Genomic DNA, 12,658 nt, shown 5'->3' with positions numbered 1-12,658 from the left:
CAATTACTCAGGCCTGTTCTGCTCATCCTCATGGCCAAGCTGCAGCTGATAAGTTGCGGGAACAAACCGAAAGCCCTCTCCCACGGCTTCAACAAAGCCCATGGCAGGGAACGGCATGTGGTAGCCAATAAACGGAATACGTTCTTCCGCAATCATCCCAAAGATACGCCGACGCGTTTCCGCCGCACGCGCTTTATCGATATCAAACACGACACGCCAATCAGGATAGGCCAGTGACCATACAAAGTGGTTGGCTGTATCAGCTGTGAGCATCAGCTTGCGTCCATTGACTTCAACCAAATACGCCATATGCCCGGGTGTATGGCCATAAGCCTCAACGGCAGTGATACCGGGAACAACTTCTCTGCCCGGATCGATAAAGTCGAACTTGTCTTTGAGCGGCAGAACATTTTCAGCAAAAACGCGAGCGCTTCCATTGGCGGCTGGACCAAGCTTTTCCCAGTAGTTGAACTCAATCGGACTCGTAACATATTTCGCATTCGCAAAAGTCGGAATACCGTTTTGCATCAACCCGCCCGTATGGTCCGCATGCATGTGTGTGAGCACAACCACATCAATATCAGCTGGCCGGATGCCTGCTGTCGCAAGCGCCTTAAGCAAATTCCCGCTTTGGGGCTGAGAAAGAACGCCTCGTCCAGTATCAAACAAAACGAGTTTATCACCTGTGTTCACCAGAACCGGTGTGAAGAAACCTCGGAACTTGTTGGAGGAGATAAAGTGATCATGGCTCGCTTTTTCAAACACCTCACTCGTCTGCTCCATACCAAACGTGTCCTGCGGGTGCTCAGCAACAAAGGTGCCATCGAGTAAAGCGTAGACCTTGAACTCACCAAGCTGAAATTCAGTTGCAGGCGCACGCTGATCGGAACTTTCAATCGGAGTTTCTGCAGCAGCTTCCAAACTCCGCATCCCTGTTGCAAGCAATCCACCTGCACCCAGAGCAAGGGCACCTCGCCGGCTCAATTTCAAGAAATCACGAGAACTCATCACTCACACTCCATTAGCCTGACACACCACAAACAAAGGTGGTCAACAGTCACAAACTATCGGGAAACTCTAAGTATCGTTTGGAGAAATTTACTCGCATTGAACTTGAATTGCGACTGACGACAACCAGTCAAATAGTAAATCTTCGTTCAAAAAAATGAGAGATTCAGCTCGTATTCCGAAAGGCAGCTCCGGTTTTCGGATGAGAACACGCATAAAATAGAGAGTGAAAGCTTGGGGCTTGAATGCTTATGAACGCAGCAAAACCTAAAGAAAAGGCCAGCAAATCTGCTGGCCTGTTTCATTTTGTATCCCTAAAACCGGGAACCACTTGCTAAGGACTGAATGGTAGGCCGCGTTTTGGAAGGTGTGGTCGAAGGCTTTGCTGTAGAGCGTGAGAAGCTGGAAGAACCAGTCGGACGGCTTGCTGCCTGCTTTTTGCGGTATACACCACGCAGATTTGGATAGGGCTCAAAGCCATCCGTCAAACCAACCACAGTTTCCGCAGCACCAAGCACGAGGAAACCGTCATCCGGCAACTGCCGATAGATACGGTTAAGCACATCAATCTTCGTCTGCTGATCAAAGTAGATCAGCACGTTACGGCAGAAGACAACGTCAAACTCACCAAGATGGCTGAAGTTTTCCAGCAGGTTCAGCTTACGCCACTGCACCATAGCCCGGATTTCCGGAGCCATCTGCCACAGTTCGCCCTGCTGCGAGAAGTACTTCAACAGCATCTGAATAGGCAGACCACGTTGAACCTCGAACTGGCTGTAGATACCAGTACGGGCTTTTTCCAGCACTTCAGTGGAAATGTCAGTTCCCAGAATTTCGAAACGGAATGTACCAATCTTGGCCTTGTCTTCTTTCAGATACATGCTGAGAGAATAAGGTTCCTGACCTGTAGACGCCGCCGCACACCAGATGCGCGCACTCCGGCGTGTTTTGCGTGCCTCAAGCAAATGAGGAAGCATCACATTCCGGAAGTTCTCGAAAGGGCTCTTGTCACGGAAGAAGAATGACTCATTGGTTGTCATAGCTTCAACCACATCATTCTGCATAGACATGGAGCCCGGCTTGCTGATCGCAAGAATAAGCTCACTCAGTCCATTCAGGTTATGACGTCGAGCAACTGGCATCAGTCGGCTTTCGACCAGATACTGCTTTTCATCGGAAAGAACGAGGCCGCTACGGGATTTCAGAAATTTCTTCAAGAAATCATATTCAGAAGTCATCATCGCGCGGCTCCTTTTAAGATACGCTTGACATGTGCACCAATCTGATCGAGAGGCACGATACCGCTGCAGTTCCCAGTACGGGCAGCAGCACCTGGCATCCCCCAGACAACACTGGAGGCCTCATCCTGCGCGATGACGCTACCGCCTTTACCTGCAATGACATTGACGCCACTTGCGCCATCACTGCCCATACCGGTCAAAACGAGTGCCAAACACGCGGTACCGAAAACTTCGGCTGCACTTTCAAAAAGTGGATCCACAGATGGCTTACAGAAATTGACGGGAGCTCCGTCTTCGAGCAACGAAACCGCCTGCCCGTTCTGCTTGCCGATTTTCAAATGAATTCCGCCTGGAGCGACATAAACGTGCCCAGGTTTCAATACATCCATGTGCTCAGCTTCTTTTGAAGGAAGCTGAAGTTGTTTATGTAAATGCTCTGCCAGAATTGTCGTGAACGTACGCGGCATATGCTGCGTAATCACAACAGGCACCCTCAGCAAACCATCGCGTGCATCAGTCAGCACACGCTGGAGCGCTTGTGGCCCTCCGGTAGAGCTACCAATCACAAGAGCACGCGGCACGACCGAAGAATACGATCTGAGCGTAATCTCCTGCTTTCCGGCAGCATTTAGCCCCGTCCCGCGAGGACGTCGCAACGCCGCACGCGCTTCAGTTCTCTCAGCAAGGGCATCATTCTGCTTTTTGTGCGGATCATTGACGATCTCAGCACGCATTCTGCGAACAGGTTCTACTGTGGTTCTGGTCCGCTTAACGCGCTTCCCACCGCGCCCAAGCAACCGCAATTTTTCCAGCAATTCTCTCTGAAACTCAACCGCACCAGCTGTTTGGCCAGTCGTCTCAGGCTTGGCGACATAATCGGTGGCACCAAGAGAAAGAGCCTTCAAACTCACTTCAGCATTCCTGCGCGTCAGCGTAGAAGCCATCACAATGATAAGATCGCGTTTTTTCTCAAGAAGTTTCGGGAGAGCTGTCAGGCCATCCATCACGGGCATTTCAACATCCAGCACAACCACATCAGGGTTGCTGCGCTCAATGTCTTTTACAGCCAATTCGCCATTGCGGTGGGTTGCAGCAACTTCCAACTCTGGATCAGCTTCAATCCACCTGCTGAAAAGCCCACGAATAACAACGGAATCGTCTACGACCATGACCCGGATAGGTGCCATCTGACCAGATCTCTCTGACTTCGGCTCCTCAACTTTTGCATACATGCCCAGCCGGCCCATATCCATTACTTAGACCAATCCAACTTCCTGAAATTTCGCTGAAAGAATCTCCCGATCAAACGGTTTCATGATGTATTCGTTCGCACCGGCTCGGATAGCCTTGGTGATATGAGCAACGTCGTTCTCTGTCGTACAGAAAACAACAATTGGGTCTTCCCCGCCGTCTTCCTCACGAAGCTTGGCCAAAAATTCCAGCCCGTCCATGACAGGCATATTCCAGTCCAACAGAACCGCATCCGGCATTGACGCTTTACAAGCATCAAGTGCCTTCTGTCCGTCCTCAGCCTCGGTGATTTCAAATCCAATGTCCTCCAGAATGCGGCGGGCCACTTTGCGGATTACGCTGGAATCGTCAACAACCAGACACTTTTTCATTAAATCAGCTCTCTCGCTTCGAAGGTATGCTTTACGCAGCTTTAGGTTCAATCAGGGAGCTGAGCAGACGGTCCACGTCAAGAACCACCATCAATCGCCCGTCCAGACGATGAACCCCGCCAGAAATTTCGGCCCAACGGAAATCAAGGTTGGATGGGTTTGCTTCCATCTCGTTTCTTGGCAAGTTGAGTACCTCTCCTACGGCATCAATAACAAGGCCATAGGACTCCCCTTTGTACTCAATACCAACAGCCATCATGCCTTGGTCAGCATCATTTGGCTTGAGATGAAGCTTACGACGCATATTGATAGCAGTCACAATGCGTCCACGCAGGTTCAACACCCCCTCCACTTCAGGCGGAGCCAAAGGAACCTGCGTTACTTTTTCAGGAACAAAAACATCATGCACCTGCGAAATCGGCAGACCGAACAACTGGCTGCCAATCACAACAGTCACATACTGGATGTGATCGGCACTGCCCTGACGGTTGTCATCACCGTCGACTGTGGTGAGTTTATGAGCGGTCATGCTGCAACCCCGAATTCATTGGTCAAAACATCTTTGAGCGCTGCCAACAGACCCGGACGGTCAAACTTAGCCACATAATCATCGAAGCCGGCCTGACGGCCTTTTTCGATAGAAGCCGGTGTCACAACAGCAGACAGCGCGATGATTGGCATATGACGGAAGCGGGTATCACGGCGCAAGCTCTCACAGAACTCATAACCACTGATGTCCGGCATCTCGATATCGGTCACAATCGCAGCAAAGTCAGTGCCTTTTTCCATCAACTCGTAGCCACTTTGGGCACTGGAGCAAACAGTGACATCGTAACCGGCAGCTTTCAGAACAGGTGTCAGCATGTTGCGGAAGAATGCACTGTCATCAAGGAAGAGAAGTTTTCTCACCTTTGTGGTCGTATCGATTTCCTTGCGCATGAACCAGTCATCAAAGGCCAATGGCAGGTAGTGGCCAAGGTCAATAACTTCAGTTGCACGCTCGCGAATGATTGCAGAACCAAGTACACCCTGACGCTCAGATACCACTTCGATTGTCATCCGGTCTTCAACAATGTCTACGATCTGATCAACAACCAGACCCATTGAACGACCATTGTCAGAGAACACCAGCATCGGCTGAGTTCCCTCAGACTTATGACGATCGCCCTCATTCACGTACACCAGAGGCATCAGAGAACCGCGATACTGCACCAGATCACGGCCATTGGAGTGTTCGATCTTGTTAACATCGAATTCTTCAAGGCGTGTCACCAGCGACAGCGGCACAGCTTTCGGCTCTTCAGAACCAGCACGGAACAGCAGCAGCGAAATTGGAGCATCAGCGTCAATCACATGAGCTTCCGCATTTTCGTACTCATCTTCAACTGTATCGCTCAGAGTGCCAGAAGCATGGCTTGCCATTGCACTTGCAACACCGTTCGGATCAATGATCATGATCACAGAACCATCACCGAGAATGGTGTTACCGGAGAACATGTTGATGTTGCGGAGCATGGAAGACATAGGCTTCACAACGATCTCTTCGGTATGGAACACACCATCAACAACAACACCGAAGGACTGGCTACCAACCTGCATCACAACGATAAAGCCGTTGTCTTCATCAAGATCAGCCTCTTCAGTCTGACCAAGCAGTTCCGACATATGCACCAGTGGCAACAGCTTGCTACGCAGGCGCAGGACAGGCCGGTCTTTAAGCCGCTCGATGCGATGTTCAGAGTTAGACTGAACACGAACCAGTTCAACAACGGACAGCTGTGGGATCGCATAACGGTCACCACCAGCTTCCACGATCAGCGTGGAGACAATGGCAAGCGTCAGTGGGATCTTGATGATGAAGCTGGAACCGCGACCTGGTGTCGAGCGCAGATCAATAGAGCCACCAATCAGCTCAACGTTGTTGCGCACAACATCCATACCAACGCCACGACCAGACACACTGGTCACGTTGGTAGCGGTAGAGAAGCCAGCAGCAAAGATGAACTTGTAGATCTGATGATCTGCCATCTTTTCAAGTTCAGCTTCGGTGGTCACACCGTTCTTAAGCGCTTTTTCCTTGATCTTCTCAAGGTTCAAGCCACGACCATCATCCTTCACTTCGATGATGATATGTCCGCCTTCATGATAAGCAGAAAGGGTGATGTTACCCTTCTCAGGCTTACCAGCAGCCACACGATCAGCAGGATCTTCCAGACCGTGGTCGGCAGAGTTACGGATCATATGTGTCAGCGGATCTTTGATGAGTTCCAGAACCTGACGATCAAGCTCTGTTTCCGCACCAATCATCTCAAGACCGATAGGCTTATCGAGTTCCTGAGAGAGATCGCGAACAATACGTGGAAGCTTCTGCCATGCATTCCCAATTGGCTGCATACGGGTCTTCATGACCCCTTCCTGCAACTCACCGGTAACGTTGGACAGACGCTGAAGTGGAACCTTGAATTCGCTGTCTTCATGACGACGAACAATTTCCAGAAGCTGGTTGCGTGTCAGCACCAGTTCAGAAACCATCGTCATCAGGTGTTCCAAAGTCTCAACATTCACACGAATGGACTGGTTGGAAACACCCTGACTGGAGGCCTTACCCTTAGCGCTTGGGTTCTTCGGCTTGGCAACTTCTTTCTGAGAAGTCTTCGCTTCCGCAAAACTGGGAGCAGCAGCGCCAACTGGTTCGCCGTCTTCCTCAGTTTCTTCTTCAACAGCAGGCAGCTCAATCTCAACTTCAGCTTCCTGGAAAGCACGTTCAAGATCATCAAGAGAAACTTCACCAGGACGCAGAGGCCGCTCCAGCACCTGATAGATGTCGGTACCGACTTCTTCCTCAGCAGCTTTTTCTTCCGCCATTGCTGCCGCCATTTCGTCAGCCATGTCGTCATTATCAGCGCTTAAGGAAAGGCGTTCCAGCTCATCAATCAAATCACGGTCCGTGCCATCAGGCTCAGTACCGTTGGCAGCCTCAAGATCCGCAAGGATATCTTTAATGCGATCAATAGAAGCAAGGACAAGTGTAACCGCTTCGTGTGTCACAGGAACACCGTCGCGGAACTTGCCCATCAGGGTTTCAGCAGCATGAGCAATCGCTTCCAGACGCGGCAGGCCCAAGAACCCACAGGTGCCTTTGATTGTATGCACTAACCTGAAAATGTTATTTAGGATGGTGGCGTTATTCGGCTCTTGCTCGAACTTCACCAACTCAACGTCTACAACATCCAGGCTTTCATTGGTCTCAGTGAGAAACTCTCTGAGAAGATCGTCCATGGCCCGCACCCACTCAATGCTTAGGGGAGTCTCAAAAACCGAGACTCCTAAATTTCACTAAGGTTGAGTGTTAAGCGAAACGGTTAACATAGGTTGAAAGATTGTAAGATTCATCCAACCTACAATAACTGGTTGTTTTTGACAGAGGATCAGACAGACTCTGAAACTTGAGTATTTGCCTTGCATATGACGGCGTCACCGTCTTTCAGGAGTTCAATATTTAGACCCGCTTCACCTGCCAACAAAACCGCATAGATCGGTTGAACAGTGTGGGCATCAATGCGTTCTGGCTCCTGACCGGAAAGAATCTCTCTTACAACCTGAGGGATTCGCGCATTCGTTCCTTCAGCTTTAAGGAGAAAGTTTGGAGCACCCTCATCCCCTTCCATATTGATGGTAATGGTACCACCCCGTGGAACACACTGATTCATGAGCAGCAGCAGGTTCAAAATCAGTTTGACCTGATTCTTAGGCAAAAGCAGACGCGGCATGGTCCACTCCAGATTCGCCTTTTCATTGCTCATGTATCCAGTCGCAACTTCCTGCGCATCGCCCAGATCGATTGAAGCACCAGCAGACCCGGCTGCACCAAAAGCAAGACGGGCAAACTGAAGCTTTGCAGAAGCCTGACGCGCTGACTTGCGGATGAGATCCATCGCAAAGTCCGCCATGTCCTCATTGCCTTCTTCATCCAGCACTTCCAGACCGTTCGTGATCGCCCCGACTGGTGAAATGATGTCGTGGCACACACGGCTTGCGACGAGTGCGGCAAGATCAAGAGATGACAAATCTTTAAATACTGACATAACCGCTCCAGAACTTTGGCCAATGGGCCCTATGATTGATTCGAGATGTGGCGAAAAAGGTACAATCCTGCTGGTTTAATTCCAAGCTGGACATCATTGATATGGACCGCATTTTACATCGCGTGCACGACTTTGTGCCTTCGCGAGCAAACTCTCCGGTGCTGTCAGAAACAAAGCCCGGTGTTCACGGCTCTGAAACAGCAATAATCGCTGGTTATAAACAAGGTAGATTTTCGCCAATCCCTCAGCTCGGTAGCCTTGCGCAAGTGAGAGGGCATCGCATCCCTGAAATAATGGGGCATAGACCTCCGGAGCATGCCGAAATGCATCTCGGTTGCCCTCGTTGCTAAACGCCCAAACGCGTCCTCCCCAAGACAGCGTCAGGTCCTCACGCCCCTTTTCAGGAGTTTCCGAGACCTGATAGGTCACTGGATCACACATGGAGAGCGTGTAGGTGAACCGCTCCTGCGCAGCCGCAATAACTGAGATGGCGCATAAAAAAACGATAGAACTCCATAGAATCTTGCCAGTTTGCGCAAATTTTCTGTAGAAAACCTCAGAAATCATGGGAATGTCCATCCAGAGTCCGAATCACCTGCATTAACTAAAGCAGCAAGTTCGACAAGAGATACAAAATTCATGACTGCAGGCCAACGGGATGCACATCATTTACCCAGCTATACCGTGATTAACCACTAGGTAGATGTAAGGCACTATAACTTGTTGTACCTAAAAGTTGCACTATGCCCTTAACATTTGAATTGCTCTGAACAATCCAAATCCTCGGGTTTCTTAGAAGGAGACGTTGGCATGATGACGAGCCTGTTCGCCAATCTGCGCAACAAAGCTGCAATCGTCCTTTGCGCCAGTTTTGCACTGCTGGCGCTCAACACACATTCATATGCGCAATCATCCGTTGATCAGTCGCGCTACCACGAGAAAGATATCGTCACTGCAGGAGGTGAGTTTTTCGGCTCCATCTCCACGGGCCTTGCAAAGGTTGTTGAGCGTGCAGTTCAACAGTACGGCGAGCCAAACGGTTATATTCTGGGGCAGGAAGGCTCCGCTGCATTTTTCGCAGGCGCAGCTTATGGCGAAGGTACGCTGTACACCCGCAACGCTGGCAACCATCAGATCTTCTGGCAGGGTCCGTCCCTGGGCTTTGATGTTGGCGGCGACGGCGCCCGCGTTATGATGCTGGTCTACGATCTGCCAAGTGTAGATGCTATCTATCGCCGTTATGTTGGCGCAAAGGGGTCTGCCTACCTCGTTGGCGGCTTCGGCATGCAGGTTTTGTCCAACAACGACATCTTCGTTGTGCCTGTTCGCGCAGGCGTTGGCGCCCGTCTTGGCCTCAACATGGGCTATTTGAAATTTACTAGGAAGCCAACATGGAATCCTTTCTGATATAACTAACCCTACGTTAGTTATATTTTGGCAAGTTAGTGTGTGAGAGAATGCGTTTACGTCTGCAGCAGTCCCTCACACCCGTTCAACAGATCAGGCATAGTTTGTGATAGAAATTGCACTATACATTGCACTGGGTTTCTTCCTCGCGAGCATTCTAGCGCTCGCCGCCCTCCCCTTTATCTGGGGCCGTGCTGTACGCCTCACGCGGAAAGCGATTGAGACGTCTAACCCCATAAGCTATGCCCGTGCCACAATGGCAAAAGACGCGTTACGCGCTCAACATGCCATTGCGATACGCCAAATGGAGGTTCGCCTCGAAGGGATGACGGGAAAGCTAGCAGAGAATGCATCTGCACGTTCTGCAGCTGAAGCCGAACTCGCGGAACTCAAAGAAGAGCTCAGCGTTGTTCAGCTCAAGTCAGCCCGCGAACGGAAGAACATGGCCCAGAAAGCAACACGCTTCCTCCGCCGCCGAAATCCATCCGAACCAATCCCGTTCTCCGCTGATGATCGCATCACAACAGAACCGGAAACAGACGTTCAGGACGAAGCTACAGCACAAACTACAGATGCGGTCACCTCCGCTGAGATCATCCAACTCAGCAAACAGGCTGCTGCAGATAAAACACGTGAGCTGGATGCAGAGCTGAAAGAGGAAGAAGTTGCAGCCAAACCGATAGGCCCAATCGATACCTCGGACCTTCAGGACATGGACAACCCTCTGGCAGAACTGGCAACGCAGATCTCCCAGCAAGTTTCGGAAATGACCGCCGAGTCTGAAACAAAACATCAGCCAACATCTCCAGCAGAAGCCGCCGAACTGGCCTCACGGTCTTTCACAAAACTGAAGAGCCGTTATGGTTCGCTGGAACGAGAGCGCGATCACCTAAAGCACGCGCTTCAACTCGAAAAAGCGGCAAATGAAAAAACTGCCAAGCGCAGCACCAGGAATCCGAACATTAAAACGCCCGAGCCTATGAAAAGCCTAGAAAACGATCTGGACGAAGCAAAAAAAACCATCGAGCAGCTGACAAAGCAGCTTGAGGAGAGAGCAAACAGTTCCTCTAAGATCGAAGACGCCGTCGATCTGCGCAATGAACTGAAAGATCTGGCGGCTCAGATTACAGCGAAGGCAATCTCTGAGAACCCACCACTCTCTGAAAAGTACGACGAAGTCCTGAACGATCTCAGCACGATCGCAACAGGCGCTCCAAAGGCAGACGCACCAAAGCCGAAACCGACACGTGCCAAGCGCGCACCAGCAAAGCCACGCACCCGTAAGCCAGCTGCCGCAAGTAAGACAGCCACATCAAAAAGCACTCCGGCTGCAAAGGCCGATGATGCAGCACCCGCGCCTCAGTCCGATAAAAATCTGTCGGAGCGTATCGCAGACGCTAGAAAAACCGGAAGCTCAAGCGGTTAAACCCAAACAACTTGATCCAAAGACAAAGGCGCCAAAAGGCGCCTTTTTTGTTTCTTGCAGATCGATCCCCGCTTACGGATAGGAATACGCGGAAAATATAGAGTTGAGGCTTGATGTGTGAATGCGCATGAACTCGACGCGCTCTACACAGCTCCAAGCAGAGGCTTAAGCCTCCGTTGTACTTCGTGAGCCATTGCCCGGCTCATTCTGAGCCTTACCAGCCACTTCTACCAGCCGCACCTCATTGTCAGCCAGCAGCTGCCGGTAGTCCTGAGAAACCAGAGTGTCCGTCACAAACGTATCCACCTGAGCAATATGGCCGATGCGGACTGGTGCCGAACGCTCGAACTTTGTCTGATCAGCCACCAGAATAACGTGCCGTGCATTCTCAATGATCGCCTGTGCCACACGCACCTCACGATAATCATAATCCAGAAGCGCTCCATCACGATCCAGAGCAGAAACACCGATCACAGCATAATCAACCTTAAACTGGCGAATAAAGTCTGCAGCAGCCTCACCAACAATACCGCCGTCAGTTGCGCGCACCAGCCCACCAGAAATGATGACCTCATTTTCTGAGAACGGGCGCAACGTACTCGCTACATTAAGGTTATTGGTAATGATCATCAGGCCACTGCGCTGGATCAGTGCCCGCGCAACCGCCTCTGTGGTCGTTCCAATGTTCACAAACAAAGAAGCTCGATCCGGGATCAGATCCGCTGCCGCCTGCCCGATAATCTCTTTTTCTTTGCCTGCCAGATCTTTACGAGCAGAGTAGCCAAGGTTTTCAACGCCAAATGCCAAAAGTGCGCCACCATGCACACGGGTCAGCAATCCTTGGTCACTCAACTCTTTCAGGTCTTTACGTATTGTCTGAGGAGACACAGAAAACCGTGTGGCAAGTTCATCAACTTCCACCTTCCCGGTCTCTCGGGCAATATCAAGAATAGAGTTGTGGCGCGAAACCAGCATCATGAAACAAGTCCGATAATTTTTTTGTACATTGCCATCAGTCTATAATCTGCGATGTTTCACAGTACTATAGCCAAAAGCACAGAAGCATCCAGACGACTATTAGATGAGTTCAAAACAAAAGTCCTCTTGCCTCTGCTCCCCTACTCTTAGTACTAATACGTCACAAAAAGGGGACAAGCTGCAACTTTTTCCATCTTTGTCATGATACCGCCCAAAGAAGCCCGTTAAAGCTCACGCGGATCAATACACTGTCTTATCAAAGTTCAGCTAAAAAAGCGAAGAGGGACAAACTGTGACTCGCGTAATGGAACGGCCATACAGTGCCAATAGGTTTGCTGGCAAGAAACCGGCTGCACTGAAAAGCAAACTCCAGACTGCTGAGGCTCGCGTCGAAGTTCTTGATGACATCGATGCCCTGAAAGAAATGAATGCTCAACTCAGCGAAAGCCTGGCAAAAACCGTTAGCAATGAATCTCAGACAGACGAAAAACTCTGGGCTGATGTTGACGGGGATAAAGAAGACCATCACCTAGGTGCAGGACTAAACGGCCGCTGGTTCTAAATCACGTCCCAGGACTGCTTGCTGCAAAACACCAATTTGCAATCTCGAAGTGCTGCATCCCCCTATCTAGGGGAACCAAGACCACATCTTCTTCTTTGCAAAATCGCGGATCATATAGCTCAGAATACAACGCGAAAAACTCTGCGCGCAGATTTATCAAAGATGTATTGGGGAGATAAAAAGTGGTACGCCCAAGGGGAATCGAACCCCTGTTTCCGCCGTGAAAGGGCGGCGTCCTAACCGCTAGACGATGGGCGCTCACATAGTGAGAGAACTCTTTCAAGCTCTGTCTTCGAGCAGACAACCACTCGGTATTGAGAAGACAACTA

The 12,658-nt window shown here is 50.5% G+C and carries 12 protein-coding genes and 1 tRNA gene; 3 read left to right on the top strand and 10 right to left on the bottom strand.

The genetic code is table 11. The features are described from left to right. Positions 1 to 3: 3 nt before the first annotated feature. From PsWM33_RS17935 to PsWM33_RS17900, 8 genes are all read right to left on the bottom strand, one after another. Entirely contained in the window at positions 4 to 1,008 is a 1,005-nt protein-coding gene (locus PsWM33_RS17935; protein ID WP_063301090.1) for an MBL fold metallo-hydrolase, read from the bottom strand. Positions 1,009 to 1,322: 314 nt separating this feature from the next. Beyond that, positions 1,323 to 2,249, bottom strand: a complete 927-nt coding sequence (locus tag PsWM33_RS17930; RefSeq protein ID WP_063298441.1) for a CheR family methyltransferase — start codon at positions 2,247 to 2,249, stop codon at positions 1,323 to 1,325. Then, positions 2,246 to 3,502: a protein-glutamate methylesterase/protein-glutamine glutaminase gene (locus tag PsWM33_RS17925; RefSeq protein ID WP_063301089.1), complete on the bottom strand. Its 1,257-nt coding sequence runs from the start codon at positions 3,500 to 3,502 to the stop codon at positions 2,246 to 2,248. The genes PsWM33_RS17930 and PsWM33_RS17925 overlap by 4 nt, the downstream gene beginning before the upstream one ends. Before the next feature lie 3 nt (positions 3,503 to 3,505). Continuing rightward, positions 3,506 to 3,871: a response regulator gene (locus PsWM33_RS17920; protein ID WP_057461955.1), complete on the bottom strand. Its 366-nt coding sequence runs from the start codon at positions 3,869 to 3,871 to the stop codon at positions 3,506 to 3,508. A 31-nt stretch (positions 3,872 to 3,902) separates the two neighbouring features. Then, a complete protein-coding gene (locus PsWM33_RS17915; RefSeq protein WP_057461956.1) occupies positions 3,903 to 4,400 on the bottom strand; it encodes a chemotaxis protein CheW in 498 nt (165 codons plus the stop codon). Further along, the gene (locus PsWM33_RS17910) at positions 4,397 to 7,150 is read right to left on the bottom strand and encodes a hybrid sensor histidine kinase/response regulator (protein ID WP_063298443.1); all 2,754 of its coding nucleotides are present in this window, start codon (positions 7,148 to 7,150) and stop codon (positions 4,397 to 4,399) included. The genes PsWM33_RS17915 and PsWM33_RS17910 overlap by 4 nt, the downstream gene beginning before the upstream one ends. Positions 7,151 to 7,299: 149 nt before the next feature. After that, the gene (gene chpT / locus PsWM33_RS17905) at positions 7,300 to 7,956 is read right to left on the bottom strand and encodes a histidine phosphotransferase ChpT (RefSeq protein WP_063301088.1); all 657 of its coding nucleotides are present in this window, start codon (positions 7,954 to 7,956) and stop codon (positions 7,300 to 7,302) included. A 93-nt stretch (positions 7,957 to 8,049) separates the two neighbouring features. Beyond that, entirely contained in the window at positions 8,050 to 8,523 is a 474-nt protein-coding gene (locus PsWM33_RS17900) for a hypothetical protein (RefSeq protein WP_208994616.1), read from the bottom strand. Positions 8,524 to 8,769: 246 nt separating this feature from the next. Between PsWM33_RS17900 and PsWM33_RS17895 the strand changes: the two genes are divergently transcribed. After that, a complete protein-coding gene (locus PsWM33_RS17895; RefSeq protein WP_063301135.1) occupies positions 8,770 to 9,363 on the top strand; it encodes a DUF1134 domain-containing protein in 594 nt (197 codons plus the stop codon). A 106-nt stretch (positions 9,364 to 9,469) separates the two neighbouring features. Further along, entirely contained in the window at positions 9,470 to 10,789 is a 1,320-nt protein-coding gene (locus PsWM33_RS17890; RefSeq protein WP_063301086.1) for a hypothetical protein, read from the top strand. Between the two features lie 165 nt (positions 10,790 to 10,954). On the opposite strand, the gene PsWM33_RS17885 is transcribed toward PsWM33_RS17890, so the two are convergent. After that, positions 10,955 to 11,767: a DeoR/GlpR family DNA-binding transcription regulator gene (locus PsWM33_RS17885; RefSeq protein WP_063301085.1), complete on the bottom strand. Its 813-nt coding sequence runs from the start codon at positions 11,765 to 11,767 to the stop codon at positions 10,955 to 10,957. Positions 11,768 to 12,071: 304 nt separating this feature from the next. Between PsWM33_RS17885 and PsWM33_RS17880 the strand changes: the two genes are divergently transcribed. Next, positions 12,072 to 12,329 (top strand): hypothetical protein, encoded by a 258-nt coding sequence (locus tag PsWM33_RS17880; protein WP_063301084.1) that lies wholly within the window; start codon positions 12,072 to 12,074, stop codon positions 12,327 to 12,329. A 183-nt stretch (positions 12,330 to 12,512) separates the two neighbouring features. Here PsWM33_RS17880 and PsWM33_RS17875 read toward each other — a convergent pair. Then, positions 12,513 to 12,587, bottom strand: a tRNA-Glu gene (locus PsWM33_RS17875). Positions 12,588 to 12,658 lie beyond the last annotated feature (71 nt).

Origin of the sequence: Pseudovibrio sp. WM33 (assembly GCF_001623165.1) — a bacterium.
Lineage (GTDB): Bacteria > Pseudomonadota > Alphaproteobacteria > Rhizobiales > Stappiaceae > Pseudovibrio.
Note: the sequence above shows the minus strand (reverse complement) of the source record. Positions and strands in the feature narration are given on the sequence as shown.

Excerpts from the sequence above, each read along its gene's own strand:
- PsWM33_RS17935 (WP_063301090.1), bottom strand. The coding sequence starts at position 1,008 with ATGAGTTCTCGTGATTTCTTGAAATTGAGCCGGCGAGGTGCCCTTGCT.
- PsWM33_RS17930 (WP_063298441.1), bottom strand. The coding sequence starts at position 2,249 with ATGATGACTTCTGAATATGATTTCTTGAAGAAATTTCTGAAATCCCGT.
- PsWM33_RS17925 (WP_063301089.1), bottom strand. The coding sequence starts at position 3,502 with ATGGATATGGGCCGGCTGGGCATGTATGCAAAAGTTGAGGAGCCGAAG.
- PsWM33_RS17920 (WP_057461955.1), bottom strand. The coding sequence starts at position 3,871 with ATGAAAAAGTGTCTGGTTGTTGACGATTCCAGCGTAATCCGCAAAGTG.
- PsWM33_RS17915 (WP_057461956.1), bottom strand. The coding sequence starts at position 4,400 with ATGACCGCTCATAAACTCACCACAGTCGACGGTGATGACAACCGTCAG.
- PsWM33_RS17910 (WP_063298443.1), bottom strand. The coding sequence starts at position 7,150 with ATGGACGATCTTCTCAGAGAGTTTCTCACTGAGACCAATGAAAGCCTG.
- chpT (WP_063301088.1), bottom strand. The coding sequence starts at position 7,956 with ATGTCAGTATTTAAAGATTTGTCATCTCTTGATCTTGCCGCACTCGTC.
- PsWM33_RS17900 (WP_208994616.1), bottom strand. The coding sequence starts at position 8,523 with ATGATTTCTGAGGTTTTCTACAGAAAATTTGCGCAAACTGGCAAGATT.
- PsWM33_RS17895 (WP_063301135.1), top strand. The coding sequence starts at position 8,770 with ATGACGAGCCTGTTCGCCAATCTGCGCAACAAAGCTGCAATCGTCCTT.
- PsWM33_RS17885 (WP_063301085.1), bottom strand. The coding sequence starts at position 11,767 with ATGATGCTGGTTTCGCGCCACAACTCTATTCTTGATATTGCCCGAGAG.
- PsWM33_RS17880 (WP_063301084.1), top strand. The coding sequence starts at position 12,072 with ATGGAACGGCCATACAGTGCCAATAGGTTTGCTGGCAAGAAACCGGCT.